This is a genomic window from Serratia sp. BNK-33-b (assembly GCF_048684565.1).
Lineage (GTDB): Bacteria > Pseudomonadota > Gammaproteobacteria > Enterobacterales > Enterobacteriaceae > Serratia > Serratia marcescens.
In genome coordinates, this window is sequence record NZ_JBLQTZ010000001.1 from 2,908,180 (window position 1) to 2,926,565 (window position 18,386).

Below are 18,386 nucleotides of genomic sequence, written 5' to 3' on the forward strand. Positions count from 1 at the left end.
CTTTTTTTTTGCATGGCGCACCGCCGAGAGGGGCGAGAAGCCTCGACAGGGTTCGACAAAACGCCTGCGTTTTGGATCGCCAACGGCGGCCCGTAGGGTGAGCGCAGCGAATCAAGCCCACAGCCCGCGCCCGTAATTCTCATTTCCGCCGGTTATCCACGAACCTTACTTCTGATTTTCCCACCTTTTCATGACTTCTGCCCTGTCGTTCGCCGCAGTTTTCAGCAAAGTGAACACGGCTTGAGCGGACGAACAAAAACACAGAAATTATTCTTGACCGGATCGGCCCCACTCCCTATAGTAGCGCCCCGTTGCAGCGATGATTTCGCAACAAAAAATATGGTGAGGTGTCCGAGTGGCTGAAGGAGCACGCCTGGAAAGTGTGTATACGCGAAAGTGTATCGAGGGTTCGAATCCCTCCCTCACCGCCATATTCTAACGAGAAAGCCTGAGCGTAAGTTCAGGCTTTTTTGTATGCATAGCGCACCGACCGGGAGGGTGAGAACCCTCGACAGGGTTCGACAAAACGCTTGCGTTTTGGACCGCCAACGGCGGCCCGCAGGGTGAGCGCAGCGAATCTATCCCTCCCTCACCGCCATACAAAAAAGCCCGAACGCAAATTCAGGCTTTTTTATCCCCACGGCCCAACCGTTCAGTGGTGCGTGCATCTCACCGACGTTGGCTGCGCCAGCGCGCGGCGCCAGTCGCCCGGCGTTTGGCCGAACTGGCGTTTGAAGCTGCGGTTGAACGACTGCTGTGAGTCGAAGCCGAGCGAGATCGCCACGCTGACGATAGGCTCGCCGCTGTTGGCCAGGCGCTCCGCCGACACTTTCAGTTTTTGCATGCGGATATACTCTCCCAGCGCGTAGCCGGTCTGGCGTTTGAACATGCGCTGCAGATGCCATTTGGAATAGCCCGCGCGGTCCGCCACGGTGTTGATATCCAGTTTTTCTTCCAGATTGTTGTCGATCCACGCCTTCAAATCGGTAATAAAGCCCGTAGTGTTCATGCAGATGCTCCCATCATTCGGCAGGGTCACCCTCTGCCCGATGCACATACGTTGCAACAGTTTCGCTTTAAATGCAATTTTTATTATTGCATTTATCGGAAAGCCGCCACTATACTCCACCCAATTAATGTAACCGATATTGATACATTAATGTGACACCAATATGTTTCAAAACCTAACGTTGCGCCATGACAAAGCGCGGCGCCCCTTCCGCCGAACGCCGGCATGAAGGGAAAAGCCCGAGAAACAGGGTTGGGTATGGGGCCAGACAGCGCTTACTTATCGGAATAAAAATAATGCCAAATCAACCAAACTCATCGTTCAACGCCGGCGGCCGCACGCGCGCCGTCGCTCTGGGCCAGCGGCTCTCCGGGGTGGCGCTGTTGGCCGCCCTGCTCGCCGGATGCGACAACAGCGTCGCGCACAATGCCCCGCCGCCACCGCCGGTGGTCAGCGCCGCCAGCGTGGTGGTCAAGCCGATCAGCCAGTGGGATGCGTTCAATGGCCGGGTCGAGGCAGTGCAGAGCGTGCAACTGCGCCCACGGGTCTCTGGTTACATCGAGCGGGTCAACTACACCGAAGGCGACGAGGTGAAAAAAGGCCAGGTGCTGTTCACCATTGACGATCGCACCTACCGCGCCGCGCGTGAACAGGCGCAGGCAGAGCTGGTGCGGGCGCGCAACCAGGCCGCTCTGGCGCGCAGCGAATCCTCGCGCACCGAGAAGCTGATCGGCACTCAGGCCATCTCGCAAGAAGTGTGGGAACAGCGCCGTTCGTCCGCCGCGCAGGCGCAAAGCAACGTGCTGGCGGCGCAGGCCCAGCTCGATATGGCGCAGCTTAATCTCGACTTTACCCGCGTCACCGCCCCGATCGACGGGCGCGCCAGCCGCGCGATGATCACCGCCGGCAACCTGGTCACCGCCGGCGACAGCGCCAGCGTGCTGACGACGCTGGTGTCGCTCGACAAGGTCTACGTCTATTTCGACGTGGATGAAGCCACCTTCCTGCGTTATCAGCAGCAAGGCCGGCACGATGCCCGCCTGCCGGTGAAAGTCGGCCTGGTGGGCGAAGACGGCACTCCGCATCAAGGGCTGGTGGACTTCACTGATAACCAACTGAACGCCGGGACCGGCACCATCCGCATGCGCGCCCTGCTCGACAACCGCGATCGCCGCTTCACGCCGGGGCTGTTCGCACGGGTACAGATGCCCGGCAGCGCCGAGTTCAACGCCATGCTGATCGACGACAAAGCGGTGATGACCGATCAGAACCGCAAGTTCGTTTACATCGTCGATAAAGACGGCAAGGCGCAGCGCCGCGACATCGACGTGGGCCGGATGGCCGAAGGATTGCGCATTGTGCAAAAAGGCCTGGTGAACGGCGATCGGGTGATCGTCGACGGCATGCAGAAAGTGTTTATGCCGGGCATGCCGGTCGACGCGAAAAGCGTCGCCATGACCACCACCGCCTCCGCACTTAACTAAGCTCCCAGCAGAGAACTCTGACCCATGGACTTTTCCCGTTTTTTCATCGACCGGCCGATCTTCGCCGCGGTGCTGTCGATACTGATTTTTGTCGCCGGGGCGATCGCCATTCCGCTGCTACCGATCAGCGAGTACCCGGACGTGGTGCCGCCCAGCGTGCAGGTGCGCGCAGAATACCCGGGCGCCAACCCGAAAGAGATCGCTGAAACGGTGGCCACGCCGCTGGAAGAAGCGATCAACGGCGTCGAAAACATGATGTACATGAAATCGGTTGCCGGTTCCGACGGCGTGCTGGTGACCACCGTCACCTTCCGCCCCGGCACCGATCCCGATCAGGCGCAGGTGCAGGTGCAAAACCGCGTGGCACAGGCCGAAGCGCGCCTGCCGGAAGACGTGCGCCGCCAGGGCATCACTACCCAGAAACAGTCTCCGGCGCTGACGCTGGTGGTGCATCTGGTGTCGCCTTCCGGCAAGTACGACTCGCTGTACCTGCGCAACTACGCCACCCTGAAGGTCAAGGATGAACTGGCTCGCCTGCCGGGCGTCGGCCAGGTGCAGATCTTCGGCGCCGGTGAATACGCAATGCGCATCTGGCTCGATCCGAACAAGGTCGCCGCGCGCGGGCTGACCGCCTCCGACGTGGTGAGCGCCATGCAGGAGCAGAACGTGCAGGTCTCCGCCGGCCAGCTCGGCGCGGAGCCGATGCCGACGCGCAGCGACTATCTGCTGTCGATCAACGCCCAGGGCCGCCTGCAAACTGAAGAAGAGTTCGGCAATATCATCCTCAAGAGCGGCGATAACGGCGAGATCGTGCGGCTGCGCGACGTGGCGCGCATCGAGATGGGTTCCGGCAGCTACGCGCTGCGCGCCCAGCTCAATAACAAGGATGCGGTCGGCATCGGCATCTTCCAGTCGCCGGGCGCCAACGCCATCGAGCTGTCGGACGCGGTGCGCGGCAAGATGGCCGAGCTGGCGACCCGCTTCCCGGATGGCATGAGCTGGAAATCTCCGTACGATCCGACGGTTTTCGTGCGCGATTCGATCCGTGCGGTGGTGGATACCCTGCTGGAAGCGGTGATCCTGGTGGTGCTGGTGGTCATTCTGTTCCTGCAGACCTGGCGCGCCTCGATCATTCCGCTGTTGGCGGTGCCGATCTCCGTGGTCGGCACCTTCGCCGCGCTGTATCTGCTGGGCTTCTCGCTCAACACCCTCAGCCTGTTCGGGCTGGTGCTGGCGATCGGCATCGTGGTGGATGACGCCATCGTGGTGGTGGAGAACGTCGAGCGCAACATCGAAGAGGGGCTGTCGCCGCTGGCGGCGGCGCACCAGGCGATGCGCGAGGTCTCCGGCCCGATCATCGCCATCGCCGTGGTGCTGTGCGCGGTGTTCGTGCCGATGGCGTTCCTCTCCGGCGTCACCGGCCAGTTCTACAAGCAATTCGCCGTCACCATCGCCATCTCGACGGTGATCTCCGCCATCAACTCGCTGACCCTATCGCCGGCGTTGGCGGCGCGCTTGCTCAAACCGCACGGCGCGCAGAAAGATCTGCCGTCGCGCCTGATCGACCGGCTGTTCGGTTGGCTGTTCCGGCCGTTCAACCGCTTCTTCGCCAGCGGTTCGCAACGCTACCAGCGCGGCGTCTCCCGCGTGCTGGGCCGGCGCGGCGCGGTGTTCGTCGTCTATCTGCTGCTGCTGGCCGCCGCCGGGGTGATGTTCAAGACCGTGCCCGGCGGCTTTATCCCGACGCAGGACAAGCTGTATCTGATTGGCGGCGTGAAGATGCCGGAAGGCGCCTCGCTGGAGCGCACCGATGCGGTGATCCGCAAGATGAGCGCCATCGGCCTGAGCGTGGACGGCGTCACCGATGCGGTGGCCTTCCCCGGCCTGAACGCGCTGCAGTTCACCAATACGCCGAATACCGGCACGGTATTCTTCGCGCTGGAGTCATTGAGCACCCGTACCCGCACCGCGGCGCAGATCAACGCCGAGATTAACGCGCGCATTTCGCAGATCCAGGAAGGTTTCGCCTTCTCCATCATGCCGCCGCCGATCCTCGGCATCGGCCAGGGCTCCGGCTATTCGCTGTACGTGCAGGATCGCGGCGGGCTGGGTTACGGCGCGCTGCAGACGGCGATCAACACCCTGTCCGGCGCCATTATGCAAACGCCGGGAATGGGGTTCCCGATCTCCTCCTATCAGGCCAACGTGCCGCAGCTGGACGCCAAAATCGATCGCGACAAGGCCAAGGCGCAGGGGGTGCCGCTCAACGCGCTGTTCAGCACGCTGCAGACCTACCTCGGTTCGTCTTACATTAACGACTTCAACCGTTACGGCCGCACCTGGAAGGTGATGGCGCAGGCCGACGGCCAATTCCGCGACAGCGTGGAAGACATCGCCAACCTGCGCACCCGCAACGATAAGGGCGAAATGGTGCCGATCGGCAGTATGGTCAGCATCGGCACCACCTACGGCCCGGATCCGGTGATCCGTTACAACGGTTTTCCGGCAGCGGATCTGATCGGCGACGCCGATCCGCGCGTGCTCTCCTCTACCCAGGCGATGGGCGCGCTGACGCAGATGGCCGGCAAGCTGTTGCCGAACGGCATGAACATCCAGTGGACCGATCTGAGTTACCAGCAATCGACCCAGGGTAACGCCGCGCTGGTGGTGTTCCCGGTGGCGGTGCTGCTGGCGTTCCTCGCGCTGGCGGCGCTGTACGAAAGCTGGACGCTGCCGCTGGCGGTGATCCTGATCGTGCCGATGACCATGCTGTCGGCGCTGTTCGGCGTGTGGCTGACCGGCGGCGACAACAACGTGTTCGTTCAGGTCGGGCTGGTCGTTCTGATGGGGCTGGCCTGCAAGAACGCCATTCTGATCGTCGAGTTCGCCCGCGAACTGGAAATGCAGGGCAAAGGCATCGTCGAAGCGGCGCTGGAGGCCTGCCGCCTGCGGCTGCGGCCGATCGTGATGACCTCCATCGCCTTCATCGCCGGCACCATCCCGCTGATCCTTGGCCATGGCGCCGGCGCCGAAGTGCGCGGCGTCACCGGCATCACGGTGTTCTCCGGCATGCTGGGGGTCACCCTGTTCGGGCTGTTCCTGACGCCGGTGTTCTACGTCACCTTGCGGCGCCTGGTGGCGCGCAAAGCGCAGCCGCAGACGGCGTAATCATCGTCTTAACATGCAAAAAGGTCGGGCATTGCCCGACCTTTTTTTATGCATGCGAACCGCGATTATTTATCGGCGGTTTCAGCCTCTTGCTCGGCGGCGTACTCCGCGCAGGCGCGTTTGTCGCCCCGCTCCAGCTCGGCCAACGAGTCGGCCACGGTGTGGCGCGCCAGCACCGCGAGCGAAGCCTGCTCGGCCTCGTTCACCACCGATTTGAAATACCAGCAGGCGTTGGCGCTCACCAGGCAGCGGGCCGGCACTTCAGGGCGTGAGGCCCAGATGCGCTTGTCGTCGATCACCGCCAGGTAGATATCCCGCAGGGTGATCTCTTCCGCCGGGCGGCCGAGGTGGATAGAGCCGTTTCGGCCCAGGGTGGAAACGATGATGCCGTCTTTGGTCAGCGGCACCATCAGTTTGCGGATAAAGCTCGGGTTAGCTTCCAGAGTGGCGGCGAGGGTGGCGCTCGTCGAACGCATGCCCTGCTTCTCAGCTACGGCGACGCTAAGGACCATTTGCAACGCTGTCGGAAAGCGAAAATCTAACATGTCGTTATCTCTGCGAGACGAAATACTCGGGTTTGGCCGGTGTGGCGATTGGCGCCGAACACACCGCTTAATCGCACAATAATATAACAAACGCGGGGGCTTTTTTGAAGTTTCGCCCAGCGATATCGCACGCAGACATTAGAACGATCGCAAATTTTTAGGCAGGCAGAAAACAGAAACCCGCGTCAATGTTAACGCCGCTCGCTTAACCGGGTTAAACGATCAGAACTAACACTGCCCGCGGGTTTAATTCGAATGTGGCGATCAGGCTCTGTTCAACACCAGCTGGCCGTTTTTATCCAACGGGATTTGCGTGCCCGGATCGTGATCCATGCGGATCTTGCCCTGCTGATTGCCGATCTTGTAGGTCACGTCATAGCCCAGCATTTTCTGAGACTTGTCGTAGACCGTTTTGCAACGCTGCTGAACGCTGGTGCTGACGTCGTTGTTCTGCATCGCCCCTTGCACCTGGTTGCCGGCATAACCGCCGCCCAGTGCACCTACCACCGTCGCCACGTCGCGCCCGCGACCGCCGCCGAACTGGTGGCCGATCACGCCGCCCGCCACTGCGCCCAGCACAGAACCGGCGATGCGGTTTTCATCCTGCACCGGTGCGCGGTGCGTCACGGTGACGTTGCGGCATTCCTGACGCGGCGTTTTGATGGTTTCTTTAATCGGCGTTGCGGCGAGCACCTGCGCATATTGCGGACCGGCAGAAAAGACGTCCAGACTGGCTACCGCGGCAATCCCCAGAGCGGCAGCGACACCAATTCCAACACCGGCTAACATTGACTTGTTCACAGGAAACCTCCTGAAAGTGTTACCACGCATTTTTTCCGGGGTCTGTTACCGGCTGCACCGCGCTTATTATTTTGCGCATGGGCGGCTTGCGGTATCCCGGTTTACGGCGTGCGCGACGCGCCGTCTGTAAACGAGGTAAAGTCTGCACAATGATCTGGAGGCCCGCAATAAGACAAGGGGACCAAAAATGCGGGAAAACGGCCGTTTTCCCGTTGTTTAGGAGGAATCTTAAGAATTTTACCCATGCCAACGACGGCTTGTGCAGAAGAATCAAACAACCGCCGCCGATCGCCTCGCGCCGCCATAAAAAAACCCGCGCGGGCGAACCGGCGCGGGTTGGTCGACAAAGGCGAGATCAGTGCATCTTCAGACGCGGACGGATCACCCGGTTGATGCCGCCCACCAGCATCATCAGGCCGGTTTTGATGTAGCCATGCAGCGCCACCTGGTGCATGCGGTACAGCGAGATGTAAACGAAGCGCGCGATGCGCCCTTCCACCATCATCGAGCCGCGCATCAGGTTCCCCATCAGGCTGCCGACGGTGCTGAAGCGCGACAGCGACACCAGCGAGCCATGGTCTTTATACACGTATGGCTTCAGCGTCTGGCCGTTCATCAGCGCCAGAATATTGGTGGCGCAGCGTGAGGCCATCTGGTGCGCCGACTGCGCGCGCGGCGGCACGAAACCGCCGCCCTCTTTCGGGCAAGAGGCGCAGTCGCCGATGGCGAAGATGTTCGGATCGCGCGTGGTCTGCAGCGTCGGCTCTACCACCAGCTGGTTGATGCGGTTGGTTTCCAGGCCGCCGATGTCCTTCATAAAGTCCGGCGCCTTGATGCCGGCCGCCCACACCATCAGATCGGCGTCGATAAATTCGCCGCCCTTGGTGTTCAGCCCCTTGGCGTCCGCGCTGGTCACCATGGTGTTGGTCAGCACGCGCACGCCCAGTTTGATCAGCTCCTGGTGCGCGGCGGCGGAAATGCGCGGCGGCAGCGCCGGCAGGATGCGCTCGCCGGCTTCCACCAGCGTCACGTTGAGCGCGCTGTTGTCCAGGCCTTCGAAACCGTAGCTGTGCAACTGCTTCACCGCGTTGTGCAGTTCGGCGGACAGTTCAACGCCGGTGGCGCCGCCGCCGACGATAGCGATGTTGACCCGCTCTTTTTGCCCCGGCTGCGCCGAGAACTTCAGGAACAGGTTGAGCATTTCGTTGTGGAAACGGCGTGCCTGATGGGGGTTATCCAGGAAGATGCAGTGCTCTTTCACGCCCGGCGTACCGAAATCGTTCGAGGTGCTGCCCAGCGCCATCACCAGGATGTCGTACGGCAATTCGCGCGCCGGCACCAGCTCGCCGCCCTGCTCGTCGCAGATCTGCGCCAGCTGCAGCGTTTGCGTCTCGCGGTTGATGTTGGTCAACGACCCCAGTTGGAAGCTGAAATGGTGATTGCGCGCGTGCGCCAGGTAGCTGAGCGCATCCACGCCGTCATCGAGGGAACCGGTCGCCACTTCGTGCAACAGCGGTTTCCACAAATGGCTGTGGTTGCGATCCACCAGCGTGATCTCGGCTTTGTTCTTGCGGCCAAGTTTATGGCCCAGGCTGGTCGCCAGCTCCAGACCACCGGCGCCGCCGCCAACAATAACGATTTTCTTCTTTGGCGTTGTCAAAATAACCCCCTAAATGTGAACCATTTGTTATCCCAGGGTAAATAAATAATATCCTTAGAATACATAGGGTTCGCGTAAAATAAATCGGCTCTCTGCAGCCAGAATAGCATGTGAGGTTATTTGGTCATACCAAAATTGACGTACATCAAATTTTTTTGGTTAAAGGCTGGACGCGGGGATTTTTTGGGGATTGTGATTCAAATAGTTAGCGCTGAGTCACAGTTTTAAATTTTGCCGATTGCCACAGAGAATCTTGCTTTGACGCACAAAAAAGCCGCACTTTCCGCCGGTGAAAAACGGGGCGCGCGGCTCGCGGCAGCGTTATGAAACTGTTAACCCAGCGCCTTGAACGCCTTGAGCCGCTGCAGATGTGGCGAGATGTTTTTGAACTTGTGCGTCTGCTGTTCATCCCAGACGATTTCGTAGTAGTGATGCAGCAATTCGGCGCTGCGCCGGTTATCCAGCACCTCGTCGTGGCGCGACAGCACCACCAGACAGCGATCGCGGTTTTTCTCGCGGAAATCCTCCACGCACTTGGTGGCGATATCGCGATACTCTTCCGGCCGGTCTATCTTGCCGTGCATGTGCTCTTCCGGGTACAGGTTGGGATTGAACATCGCCTGGCGAATGCCGCACAGGAAACCGATGCGCTCCGCCCAGAAGCCGCCGAGGCCGACCCCGCAGATCAACGGGTGCGCGTCGCCGCCCTGCTGCACCGCCTTGTCCACCTCTTTCAACAGATGCTGCATGTCGTGACGCGGATGCTGCGTGCTGTAGCTGATAAAGCGCACGTCCGGATCGATAAACTGCAGCTGTAACACCTTTTCATGATTGCCGGGACTGGTGGAATCGAAGCCGTGCAAATAGATAATCATGTGGATCCTCGCAACAAGCCAAGGGCCGCGGGCGCGGCCCTCATCATTTCCGCTCTGCGCCGCGGTGCGGCGCCTGGATTCACCCTTGCGAACGCTGCTTGTGCTCCTCCCAGCGCTCGCTCAGCGCGCTGAGCGCCTTGTGCGCCTGCTGCCAGCGCTCGGAGTCGCGCAGTTCCTGACGGGTGAACTGACCGCGATGATATAACCGCTTCACCTTCTCTGCTTTGACCGGGGACAGGTTATCCAACACGCTGACCGCGCCTTCGCGGTGGTTGCACACCAGGATCATGTCGCAACCGGCATCCAGCGCCGCCTGGCCGCGTTCGGCAAAGCTGCCCATGATGGCGGCGCCTTCCATCGACAGATCGTCGGAGAAAATCACGCCGTCGAAGCCCAGCTCCTGACGCAGGATCTGCTGCAGCCAGTACGGCGAGCCACTGGCCGGACGCGGGTCCGCTTCAGTATAGATGACGTGGGCCGGCATGACGGCGTCCAACAGCTGGCGGTTGATCAGCTCGCGGAAGATCGCCATGTCGTGCTCGCGGATCTGCGCCAGCGGCCGCGGATCGCGCGGGGTTTCCTTGTGCGAATCGGCGCTGACGGCGCCGTGCCCCGGGAAGTGTTTGCCGGTGGTTTTCATGCCGGCGCTGTGCATGCCGAGGATGAAGCGTTCCGCCATCGCCAACGCCTGCGGCGGATCGCTGTGGAACGAACGCTCGCCGATCGCCGCGCTGCCGTGGCCGATGTCCAGCACCGGCGCAAAGCTGATGTCGATATCCTGCGCGATCATTTCCGCCGCCATCAGCCAGCCTGCCTCCTGCGCCAGACGGCCGCCTTCCTGCGCATCGTGCAACGCGGCAAACGACTGCGCCGCAGGCAGACGGGTGAAGCCCTCGCGGAAGCGCTGCACGCGCCCGCCTTCCTGATCTACCGCCACCACCAGCCGATCGTGCGATTCGGCGCGGATCTGGCGCACCAGCTCACGCAGCTGCTCCGCATCGTGGAAGTTGCGGGTAAACAAGATCAATCCGCCAACCAGCGGGTGTTTCAATATTTCGCGTTCTTCTGCATCCAGCTCGTAGCCGGCGACATCTAGCATTACTGGGCCCACGGGCACCTCACTTCATTGTGTTCGTTCAGAATTCGGATGGTGATAAACAGAATCGCCGGCGCAGCGCAGCGCCCCAGCGCAAAAATTCAACGTCGCCGCTCTGCTGCCAGCGCACTTCAAACCACAGCAGCATCAGATAATCCACCCACGGCAGCCAACGGCGCACCTGTGCCTGCAGCCGGGCGATGTCGTGATAATCCTGACGCGCGTAGTGCTGCAAAAAGCGCTGCTGCTGTTCGGCCGACCAGCCGTTGCTGCGAAACAGCGCGGCGATATCCAGCGCCACATCACCGTCGGCGGCATACTCCCAGTCGATCAGCCGCAGCCCTTCGCCGGTGGCGAGCAGATTGCCCGGATGGATATCCATGTGCAGCGGCGCCAGACGCAGCGGCCGTGGCAAGGCGCTGCGTAAAAAATGACGCTGCAGGCGCAGCCAGGCGGGGGTTAAACGCCGCGTATCCAGCTGCTGCCAGTAGCGGAGGAACTGCCGCCGCAGATCCAGCCGGTAACCGCTGAGCGGCCGCCGATGCAGCGTCGCCACCATCGCCGCCAGCTCGCCGCGCTGATTCAGCGCGTCAAACTCGGCAATTGTGACGACGTCACCTTCAAGCCATTCGAGGATAAGCCACTGATTATTCTGCGCGAAAACCCGTGGCCCCAGCCCCGGCGCGCAGCGACGCAAGACCTGCGCTTCCCGCCGCCTGCTCACGCCCAGCGCGCGTTTCTCCGCGCTGTGTTGCCGCGCCAGCAGCGTAATGCCCGCGCCGTCGATACGCCAGCTCTCGCCGGTCAGCCCCTGCACCGGGCTGAAATGACAACCGGCGGTATTCACCGCCGGCAGTCTGGTTTCCATCAATCGTCGCAGCGCGGCCTCAGCGTTTAACGGCGCCATTGCCCGACCAGACGATCTCGCCGGTTTGCACCAGCATCAGCTGCATATCCAGCGCCGGCGACTTCACGTCGCCGCTGACATCGCTGTACAGCACGTACTGCGCGCCGACGATGCGCGCCAGGCCAATCGCCTTGCTGCGCGAGCCGAAGCTGTCATCCGCCGACAGGCCCAGCGTTTGTCTGGCGCTGGTCAGCTTCGCTTCCGGCACCACGCTGAAGGTGGAGTTCGACGCCAGCGCCTTATACAGCGCCGCGGTGGCTTTGCCCATCTGCAGCGAACCGTTGGTGTTGTTCTTGACGCTGTCCAGCAGCAGCACGCTGCCGGCCGTGACGCCATCGGCCTTCAACATCTGCCCCACCAGCGGCTGAACGCTGCCCAGCCAGTCGAGCTGCTGGATTTTCGGCGGCTGCGGCACCGGCTCGGTAGTTGGCGGCTGCGGCTGCTCGACCGGCGGCGTCGGCTGATCCGGCTCGACGGTGACCGGCGGCAGCGGTTGTTCCGGCTCAGGCGGGCGCGACAGACAGCCGCTCAGGGTGAATGCGGCCAGCGCCACTAAGACGTACTTTTTCATGCTTTTTCTCCAAACCTGGCAAGCGCTTACAGGTACAGATACAGACGCGCGCTTTTAGCGTCCAGATTGCCGTTAATCGAGTAGATTTTGGCGTCCGAGTTGGGCGCCACCACGATCTCGCGCGGTTTCTCGAAGGGGCGAATATCCAGTCCCTGCGCGTCGTACCAATAGAAACGGTAATGTACGGTCACCGGCGTCGGCTGACTGTTATTGAGCACCGAGGTTGCCATCACCCGCCCGGAAGCGTTCGAAATCGAGGGCGTATCGGCCAGAATGCCGGCGGTCAGCACCGAAGGATCCATCACCACCGTCTGCCCTTGGTTGACCGCGATGCCGGGCGGTGAGCTGCATCCCATCAACAACGCGGCGGGCAGCGCCAACGCCATCAGACCACGCAGAGTTTTTTTACCGCGCATGATTTCCTCGCTTAACGTGACAACAGCGGCCCCAGCGAGCGGCCACCGACCAGGTGCATATGAATATGATAGACCTCCTGACCGGCGTGGCGATTGCAGTTGACGATCAGGCGGTAGCCGTCCTCGGCGATGCCTTCCTGTTCGGCGATTTTCGCCGCGGCGGTGATCATGCGGCCCAGCGCGGCTTCGTGCTCCACGGTCACGTCGTTGACGGTTGGGATCAGCACGTTGGGAACGATCAGCACATGGGTGGGCGCCTGGGGGGAGATGTCACGGAAAGCGGTCACCAGTTCATCCTGGTAAACCACATCAGCAGGGATTTCGCGGCGGATAATTTTACTGAAAATCGTTTCTTCGGCCATCTGGCGTTCCTTGTTTTACACAATTAGCTGTACGCAGTATGAGTGACAAATTCTACTGCTTTCAACCTGATTGCGCACTTTCCACGTCGAGTGCTGCAGATTCGCGCAGCCCAGCCCCCCGCTTGTGCATCTTTTCACTTTGGTTATTCACTATTGTTGCTTTACTTGCCCCGCGCCGCCGCCAATAGTAACCCCATGATTAACAAAGGATAGAGGGCGTTATGTTACCGAGGATTCCGGCGCTGTGCGCGCTGTTGCTGAGCGCCGCCGTGCAGGCGGCCCCGTCGGGCGGTATCGATCTGCAGGCTAATCGACAGCCGATACGCGCAGAGAAGAACCCCGCCGCTATCGCGCTGATTCCGGCGAACTTTCACTTCGCGGTGCCCGGCAAGCTGACGGTGGCGGTGGCATTCGAGAACTCCCCGCCGCTGGCGCTGTTCGCCGAAGACAATAAAACGCTGATCGGCAGCGATCCGGACATCGCCCGCCTGGTGGCCGACAGCCTCGGGCTGGAGCTGAATCTGGTGCCCACCTCCTGGGAAGATTGGCCGCTTGGCATCAGCGCGGGCAAATACGATGCGGCGATCTTCAACATCGCCGTCACCAAACAGCGTAAAACCAAATTCGACTTCGCCACTTACCGAGTGGACACGCTGGGCTTTTACGTCAAATCCACCAGCAACATCACCGCGATCAACCGGCCGCAGGACGTCGCCGGTCTGCGGATCATCGTCGGATCCGGCACCAATCAGGAAAACATTCTGCTGGGATGGGATAAGCAGAATCGCGCCGCCGGGCTGCCGCCGGTGCAGCCGATCTACGTGACCGACGACGCCGCCACCAACCTCAGCATTCAGTCCGGGCGCGCCGATGCGTTCTTCGGCCCCCACTCTACCGGCGCCTACAAGGCGGCGCTGACCGGCAAAACCAAAATGGTCGGCATCGGCCCCAACGTGGCCTATGTCGCGGTCACCACCAAAAAAGGCAACGGGTTGGTGAACGCCGTCAACGCCGCCATCAACGGCGTCATCGTCAGCGGTGAATACGCGCAGGTGCTGGAACGCTGGGGCGAAGGCGACGAAAAGGTCGAGCGCTCCGCCATCAATCCGCCGGGCATCGGCGACTAGCTGCCGATCAGCTGCGGCGCATGCCGACGCATCCACTCGGCCAGCGAGTCCAACGTTGGCCGCAGCGATTTGCCCAGCGCGGTGACCTGATACTCCACTCGCGGCGGCACTTCGGGAAACACCTGCCGCGTCACCAGACCGCGCTGTTCGAACAGCCGCAGCTGGCGCGTCAGCTCTTTTTGCGCAATGGGCGCCACCGCCCGCTGCAGCTCGCTGAATCGTACCGGGCCATCGATCATGATCAGCCGGTACAAGATCGGTATCGCCCATTTGCCCGACACCAGATTGACGAAGTCCACCATCGGGCAAGGTTCACCCGCCGTCGGCAACGCCGCCAAATTATTTTCCGCCGCTAAGGGCGCTTGCGTCGTCATTTCATCCCACCTCGTCCATTAGTATCCAAAAGGTGCCTACTATGCAAAAGTAACTATAGCGCAAATAATGCCGAAACTGACGCTAAAGAGGAATCGGTTATGTCACGACTGCAAGGCAAATACGCATTGATCACCGGCGGCACCAGCGGCATCGGGTTGGAAACCGCCCGCCAGTTCATCGCCGAGGGCGCTTTGGTTGCGATCACCGGCCGCAGCCAACGCGCCCTGGACGCGGCGGGCCAGGCATTGGCGGGCAACGCGCTGCTGCTGCTGAGCGACGCCGGCGACCTCCCACAACAGCGCGCGCTGGCGCAGCAGTTGGAGCAACGGTGGCCGCGGCTGGACGTGCTGTACGTTAACGCCGGCGATGTCACGCACCGCCCTCTGCAGGAATGGGATGAACAGAGCTACCAGCGGCTGATGGACATCAACCTCAAGGGACCGTTCTTTCTGATCCAGGCGCTGCTGCCGCTGCTGGCCAACCCTTCTTCGGTGATCCTGTGCGGTTCGGTCAGCGCCCATATCGGCCTGCCGCAGAGCAGCGCCTACGCCGCCAGCAAAGCCGGTTTGTTATCTTTGGCCAGAACGCTCTCCGGCGAGCTGCACGCGCGCGGCATTCGCGTCAACGGCCTCAGCCCCGGCCCGACCGAAACCCCGGCGCTGGGTAAGCTGGGGCTGGCGGAAGCGGATGAGCAGGCATTGCGCGACGATATCCGCGCGCTGGTGCCGATCGGCCGCATGGGCAGCGCGCTGGAACTGGCCAAAGCGGCGGTGTTTCTGGCTGCGGACGAGTCGGCATTTATGGTCGGCGCGGAGCTGCAAATGGACGGCGGCGTGGGGAATATTTAGCGTCTAATTCTGCATTCAAGGGGCTTTATGCCCCTTTTAAATCAACCTCACTTCCATAAACAGACTGATTGATTCCTCAATTGCAAAAACATTGAGCTCACACTACCCTTGGATATAATTATTTCGAATACGAAGATATTTTTATGGGAAATAAACGAAAGGATACGGCCATTGGGGGCGTAATTATTTTATTAGCAATAATAGGCTTCCTGTTTCACTCATCGGAAAGAAAACAATCTGCCGTAACAGCCCCCTATTCAACCGCCACTTCTGATACAAGTCGCCAAACGCAGTCGGTAGCCGCTGTTTATCCGGCACAGGTTAACGAAGACTCATCCGTCAAGAAATTTGTCAACACCGATAAACTTAACGTACGCGCATCGCCCAATGGAAAAGTCATAGGTTCAGTCAACCGCGGCGAACGAATAACCGTCTATCAGGAAAAGGCTAATTGGATCAGGATATCGCAGAAAAAAGAAAAACCACGGTGGGTATCAGCAAAATCCCTTTGCGATTATGCAGAGTGTTATATAAAACCTACAATAAAAAATTCGGTTAAGGCACCAACCAAACCGACTCCCCCAGTAAGAAAAGCGCCTCAAAATTCATCCATTGGCTCTTGCCCCTGCTCTTCTGGGAACATTTGTATTGGTCCCAGAGGCGGCAGATACTGTATCACTTCCGGCGGTAATAAAAGGTATGGCGTTTAGCCATTATTCCAACATCAAGTCCCCAGATTGACTTACCTCACCCCAGTCCAGGGATATCGACGCCGAAAGTCTGCAGCAGCAACACCCCGTTGAGCAGCACGATCACCACCGTGCCGACCACCGCCGCCAGACTGGTCCAGCGACCGTTGGCGAACTCGCCCATGATGTCGCGGCGACGGGTGAACATTACCAGCGCGATCATCGGCGCCGGCAGCGCCAGGCTCAGCACCACCTGGCTGTAGACCAGCGCGTCGGTGGCGTTGACGCCCATCGCCACCACGATGAACGCCGGCACCATGGTGACCAGACGGCGCACCCACACCGGGATACGGAAACCGACGAAGCCCTGCATGATCATCTGCCCGGCCATGGTGCCCACCACCGAGCTGGAAATGCCGGAGGCGATCAGCGAAGCCAGGAAGATGCCGGCCGCCGCCGCGCCGAACAGCGGCGTCAGCGTATGGTAGGCGGTGCCGATTTCGGCCACGTCGCTGTTACCGGCGTGGAAGGCGCTCGAGGCCATGATCACCATCGCAATATTCACCAGCCCGGCAAGCGCCAGCGCGATCACCACTTCAATATTGGAAAAACGCAGCAGCTTGCGCCGCTCGCCGTTGTCGCTGGCGGGGCTGCGGTGCTGGGTCAATCCCGAGTGCAGGAAAATGGCGTGCGGCATCACAGTGGCACCGATAATGCCGACGGCGATGGTCAGCGCCTGGGCATCCGGCAACTGCGGCGTCACCATGCCGAGGCCGGCCGCCTGCCAGTCCACCGGCACGATGAACATCTCCACCAGGTAGCACAGCGCGATGATGCCCACCAGGCCGCCAATCATCAGCTCGACCGGGCGGAAACCTTTCTTTTCCACCATCAACAGCGCATAGGTGATCACCGCCGTCACCCCCATCCCCGCCAGCAGCGGCATGTGGAACAGCAGCGCCAGCGCGATCGCCCCGCCGAGAAACTCCGCCAAATCGGTGGCCATCGCCGCCACTTCGCTGAGCAGCCACATGCCGATCACCACCGGCCGTGAGAACTGGTCGCGGCACATCTCCGCCAGATTGCGGTTGGTGACGATGCCCAGTTTGGCCGACAGCGCCTGGAACAGCATGGCGATCAGGTTGGCCATCACCACCACCCATAGCAGGCTGTAACCGTACTTCGCCCCGGCCTGAATGTTGGTGGCGAAATTACCGGGATCCATATAGGCGATAGAGGCAATCACCGCCGGGCCGGCGAACAGCAGCGGCGTGAAGGCGCCGCGCTTGCGTCCGGCAAGAGCGGCGCCAATCGCGATGTTGGTTCGTTCGGTTAACGATGAGGGGGTTGCCGCGTCTCGCATGAAGTACCCTTAATCTTTTGCTGGTTATTTTTCCACCGATCATGCTGACAATGTAGCATCGGCTACACTTTATGCAACAGGCGAAATTAATGGGCTTTGTGTAGAGATATTTCTAACTACCACAATGCGTGGCATCGAATTGATAATGTGTGCTATTTGGACTAACTTAGGGCAACCCTCCCCGCATTGCCGGGAGACGCCATTTTTATGCTTACAGGACGCCCTACGCTATGGTTACCCGCGCGCCAGATAACGCCGACCGCCACGCCCAGACCGACATGCCGGACGAGGCCGAGCACGCCCTGCGTTTTAGCCGCGCCCGCGAAGCGCAGTCCAATGCGCTGATCGAAGATTACGTTGAGCTGATCGCCGATTTGCTGCAAAGCACCCGCGAAGCCAGAACCACCGATATCGCGCGCCGCTTCGGCGTCTCTCACCCGACGGCGATCAAAAATATCGCGCGGCTCAAAAGCGCCGGGCTGGTGGAGTCGCGCCCTTATCGCGGGGTGTTTTTAACCGAGGAAGGCGAGCAGCTGGCGCAGAAGGTGCGCCGCCGTCACCGCATCGTGGTCGATCTGCTGATGTGCCTCGGGGTGCCGAGCGAAACCGCCGAGCTGGACAGCGAAGGGATTGAACACCATATCTCGGACGAAACGCTGGCGGTGTTCGAGCATTACCTGCAAAAACATGCCAAACCCTGACTCCCGGAGCGCCGATGAGCTACGCCGTGCAGCAAGTCTACGATCTGTGCCTGGTGGTTTTCGCCGAAGCCGGGCCGATGTTGAAAGACGAAAACGACGTCAGCCTGTTTATCGCGCCCGCCTTTGAACACGAGGCCGGGATGATTGCCCTCCCCATCAACCGCCTCGACGCCACCTTTTTCCAGCTCAAAAGCGGCATTGCCGGCGCCGTATTGCAGAAATTCATCAACTACCACCTGCGCGTGACGCTGCTGGGCGATATCACCCCTTGGTTAGCGCAAAGCAACGCGCTGCAAGATTTCGTTCGCGAAGCCAATCGCGGCGAACAGGTCTGGTTCCTTCCTTCTCTCGCCGAACTCGAACAGCGCCTTGGCGCCTGACGACAAGCA

At 60.7% G+C, this 18,386-nt stretch carries 19 protein-coding genes, 1 tRNA gene and 1 other RNA gene; 9 read left to right on the forward strand and 12 right to left on the reverse strand.

The features are described 5' to 3' along the window. The first annotated feature begins 341 nt into the window (after window positions 1-341). Together ACMGGK_RS13955 and ACMGGK_RS13960 are read left to right on the forward strand one after the other, a co-directional pair. Window positions 342-431: transfer RNA gene (locus tag ACMGGK_RS13955), tRNA-Ser, on the forward strand. Window positions 432-478: 47 nt separating this feature from the next. Continuing rightward, window positions 479-598, forward strand: a non-coding RNA gene (locus tag ACMGGK_RS13960) — RtT sRNA. Window positions 599-652: 54 nt separating this feature from the next. Here ACMGGK_RS13960 and ACMGGK_RS13965 read toward each other — a convergent pair. After that, window positions 653-1,009, reverse strand: coding sequence for a helix-turn-helix domain-containing protein (locus ACMGGK_RS13965; RefSeq protein WP_060444322.1), 357 nt, complete (start codon window positions 1,007-1,009; stop codon window positions 653-655). Between the two features lie 296 nt (window positions 1,010-1,305). Here ACMGGK_RS13965 and sdeA point away from each other — a divergent pair, with 296 nt between their 5' ends. Together sdeA and sdeB are read left to right on the forward strand one after the other, a co-directional pair. Then, complete coding sequence (gene sdeA, locus ACMGGK_RS13970) at window positions 1,306-2,493, forward strand: multidrug efflux RND transporter periplasmic adaptor subunit SdeA (RefSeq protein ID WP_016928167.1); 1,188 nt, start codon at window positions 1,306-1,308, stop codon at window positions 2,491-2,493. A 24-nt stretch (window positions 2,494-2,517) separates the two neighbouring features. Next, entirely contained in the window at window positions 2,518-5,661 is a 3,144-nt protein-coding gene (sdeB, locus tag ACMGGK_RS13975) for a multidrug efflux RND transporter permease subunit SdeB (RefSeq protein ID WP_420276976.1), read from the forward strand. 65 nt (window positions 5,662-5,726) lie between these two features. Here sdeB and ACMGGK_RS13980 read toward each other — a convergent pair whose 3' ends face one another. From ACMGGK_RS13980 to hinT, 9 genes are all read right to left on the reverse strand, one after another. After that, entirely contained in the window at window positions 5,727-6,206 is a 480-nt protein-coding gene (locus ACMGGK_RS13980) for an RrF2 family transcriptional regulator (RefSeq protein ID WP_151254400.1), read from the reverse strand. A 264-nt stretch (window positions 6,207-6,470) separates the two neighbouring features. Then, window positions 6,471-7,007 (reverse strand): glycine zipper 2TM domain-containing protein, encoded by a 537-nt coding sequence (locus tag ACMGGK_RS13985; protein ID WP_167325016.1) that lies wholly within the window; start codon window positions 7,005-7,007, stop codon window positions 6,471-6,473. A gap of 355 nt (window positions 7,008-7,362) precedes the next feature. Then, complete coding sequence (locus ACMGGK_RS13990; protein ID WP_004928794.1) at window positions 7,363-8,667, reverse strand: NAD(P)/FAD-dependent oxidoreductase; 1,305 nt, start codon at window positions 8,665-8,667, stop codon at window positions 7,363-7,365. A gap of 332 nt (window positions 8,668-8,999) precedes the next feature. Then, window positions 9,000-9,542 (reverse strand): alpha/beta hydrolase YcfP, encoded by a 543-nt coding sequence (gene ycfP, locus ACMGGK_RS13995; RefSeq protein ID WP_016928172.1) that lies wholly within the window; start codon window positions 9,540-9,542, stop codon window positions 9,000-9,002. Between the two features lie 79 nt (window positions 9,543-9,621). Continuing rightward, the gene (gene nagZ, locus ACMGGK_RS14000) at window positions 9,622-10,641 is read right to left on the reverse strand and encodes a beta-N-acetylhexosaminidase (protein ID WP_420276977.1); all 1,020 of its coding nucleotides are present in this window, start codon (window positions 10,639-10,641) and stop codon (window positions 9,622-9,624) included. 37 nt (window positions 10,642-10,678) lie between these two features. Further along, window positions 10,679-11,545, reverse strand: a complete 867-nt coding sequence (thiK, locus tag ACMGGK_RS14005; RefSeq protein WP_028128025.1) for a thiamine kinase — start codon at window positions 11,543-11,545, stop codon at window positions 10,679-10,681. Continuing rightward, complete coding sequence (gene lpoB, locus ACMGGK_RS14010; RefSeq protein ID WP_004928784.1) at window positions 11,526-12,116, reverse strand: penicillin-binding protein activator LpoB; 591 nt, start codon at window positions 12,114-12,116, stop codon at window positions 11,526-11,528. The genes thiK and lpoB overlap by 20 nt, the downstream gene beginning before the upstream one ends. Window positions 12,117-12,142: 26 nt before the next feature. After that, the gene (locus tag ACMGGK_RS14015; RefSeq protein ID WP_016928175.1) at window positions 12,143-12,532 is read right to left on the reverse strand and encodes a YcfL family protein; all 390 of its coding nucleotides are present in this window, start codon (window positions 12,530-12,532) and stop codon (window positions 12,143-12,145) included. A gap of 11 nt (window positions 12,533-12,543) precedes the next feature. After that, entirely contained in the window at window positions 12,544-12,894 is a 351-nt protein-coding gene (gene hinT / locus ACMGGK_RS14020) for a purine nucleoside phosphoramidase (protein ID WP_004928776.1), read from the reverse strand. A gap of 221 nt (window positions 12,895-13,115) precedes the next feature. On the opposite strand from hinT, the gene ACMGGK_RS14025 reads away from it, so the two are divergent. Beyond that, entirely contained in the window at window positions 13,116-14,021 is a 906-nt protein-coding gene (locus ACMGGK_RS14025) for an ABC transporter substrate-binding protein (protein WP_016928176.1), read from the forward strand. On the opposite strand, the gene ACMGGK_RS14030 is transcribed toward ACMGGK_RS14025, so the two are convergent. Next, complete coding sequence (locus tag ACMGGK_RS14030) at window positions 14,018-14,395, reverse strand: winged helix-turn-helix transcriptional regulator (RefSeq protein WP_075205923.1); 378 nt, start codon at window positions 14,393-14,395, stop codon at window positions 14,018-14,020. The two genes, ACMGGK_RS14025 and ACMGGK_RS14030, sit on opposite strands and share 4 nt — an antisense overlap. Before the next feature lie 99 nt (window positions 14,396-14,494). Here ACMGGK_RS14030 and ACMGGK_RS14035 point away from each other — a divergent pair, with 99 nt between their 5' ends. Beyond that, window positions 14,495-15,244, forward strand: coding sequence for an SDR family oxidoreductase (locus tag ACMGGK_RS14035; RefSeq protein WP_049300615.1), 750 nt, complete (start codon window positions 14,495-14,497; stop codon window positions 15,242-15,244). Window positions 15,245-15,387: 143 nt separating this feature from the next. Beyond that, window positions 15,388-15,954 (forward strand): SH3 domain-containing protein, encoded by a 567-nt coding sequence (locus tag ACMGGK_RS14040; protein ID WP_075205922.1) that lies wholly within the window; start codon window positions 15,388-15,390, stop codon window positions 15,952-15,954. A gap of 37 nt (window positions 15,955-15,991) precedes the next feature. Here the strand turns inward: ACMGGK_RS14040 and ACMGGK_RS14045 are convergent, their stop codons facing one another. Next, window positions 15,992-17,296 (reverse strand): Nramp family divalent metal transporter, encoded by a 1,305-nt coding sequence (locus tag ACMGGK_RS14045; RefSeq protein WP_239441767.1) that lies wholly within the window; start codon window positions 17,294-17,296, stop codon window positions 15,992-15,994. A 230-nt stretch (window positions 17,297-17,526) separates the two neighbouring features. Here ACMGGK_RS14045 and mntR point away from each other — a divergent pair, with 230 nt between their 5' ends. Both mntR and ACMGGK_RS14055 read left to right on the forward strand, forming a co-directional pair. Continuing rightward, on the forward strand, window positions 17,527-17,997 hold the full coding sequence (mntR, locus tag ACMGGK_RS14050) for a manganese-binding transcriptional regulator MntR (protein WP_016928182.1): 471 nt from the start codon (window positions 17,527-17,529) through the stop codon (window positions 17,995-17,997). Between the two features lie 14 nt (window positions 17,998-18,011). Then, window positions 18,012-18,377 (forward strand): DUF4180 domain-containing protein, encoded by a 366-nt coding sequence (locus tag ACMGGK_RS14055; RefSeq protein ID WP_079449376.1) that lies wholly within the window; start codon window positions 18,012-18,014, stop codon window positions 18,375-18,377. Window positions 18,378-18,386: the final 9 nt, after the last annotated feature.

What these genes read in the sequence shown, in the direction of transcription:
- lpoB (WP_004928784.1), bottom strand. Translation starts at nt 12,116, where the DNA reads ATGAAAAAGTACGTCTTAGTGGCGCTGGCCGCATTCACCCTGAGCGGC.
- ACMGGK_RS14045 (WP_239441767.1), bottom strand. Translation starts at nt 17,296, where the DNA reads ATGCGAGACGCGGCAACCCCCTCATCGTTAACCGAACGAACCAACATC.
- nagZ (WP_420276977.1), bottom strand. Translation starts at nt 10,641, where the DNA reads ATGCTAGATGTCGCCGGCTACGAGCTGGATGCAGAAGAACGCGAAATA.
- ACMGGK_RS14055 (WP_079449376.1), top strand. Translation starts at nt 18,012, where the DNA reads ATGAGCTACGCCGTGCAGCAAGTCTACGATCTGTGCCTGGTGGTTTTC.
- ACMGGK_RS14015 (WP_016928175.1), bottom strand. Translation starts at nt 12,532, where the DNA reads ATGCGCGGTAAAAAAACTCTGCGTGGTCTGATGGCGTTGGCGCTGCCC.
- ACMGGK_RS13965 (WP_060444322.1), bottom strand. Translation starts at nt 1,009, where the DNA reads ATGAACACTACGGGCTTTATTACCGATTTGAAGGCGTGGATCGACAAC.
- ACMGGK_RS14035 (WP_049300615.1), top strand. Translation starts at nt 14,495, where the DNA reads ATGTCACGACTGCAAGGCAAATACGCATTGATCACCGGCGGCACCAGC.
- ACMGGK_RS14025 (WP_016928176.1), top strand. Translation starts at nt 13,116, where the DNA reads ATGTTACCGAGGATTCCGGCGCTGTGCGCGCTGTTGCTGAGCGCCGCC.
- sdeA (WP_016928167.1), top strand. Translation starts at nt 1,306, where the DNA reads ATGCCAAATCAACCAAACTCATCGTTCAACGCCGGCGGCCGCACGCGC.
- ACMGGK_RS13980 (WP_151254400.1), bottom strand. Translation starts at nt 6,206, where the DNA reads ATGTTAGATTTTCGCTTTCCGACAGCGTTGCAAATGGTCCTTAGCGTC.
- thiK (WP_028128025.1), bottom strand. Translation starts at nt 11,545, where the DNA reads ATGGCGCCGTTAAACGCTGAGGCCGCGCTGCGACGATTGATGGAAACC.
- ycfP (WP_016928172.1), bottom strand. Translation starts at nt 9,542, where the DNA reads ATGATTATCTATTTGCACGGCTTCGATTCCACCAGTCCCGGCAATCAT.
- mntR (WP_016928182.1), top strand. Translation starts at nt 17,527, where the DNA reads ATGGTTACCCGCGCGCCAGATAACGCCGACCGCCACGCCCAGACCGAC.
- sdeB (WP_420276976.1), top strand. Translation starts at nt 2,518, where the DNA reads ATGGACTTTTCCCGTTTTTTCATCGACCGGCCGATCTTCGCCGCGGTG.
- hinT (WP_004928776.1), bottom strand. Translation starts at nt 12,894, where the DNA reads ATGGCCGAAGAAACGATTTTCAGTAAAATTATCCGCCGCGAAATCCCT.
- ACMGGK_RS14030 (WP_075205923.1), bottom strand. Translation starts at nt 14,395, where the DNA reads ATGACGACGCAAGCGCCCTTAGCGGCGGAAAATAATTTGGCGGCGTTG.
- ACMGGK_RS14040 (WP_075205922.1), top strand. Translation starts at nt 15,388, where the DNA reads ATGGGAAATAAACGAAAGGATACGGCCATTGGGGGCGTAATTATTTTA.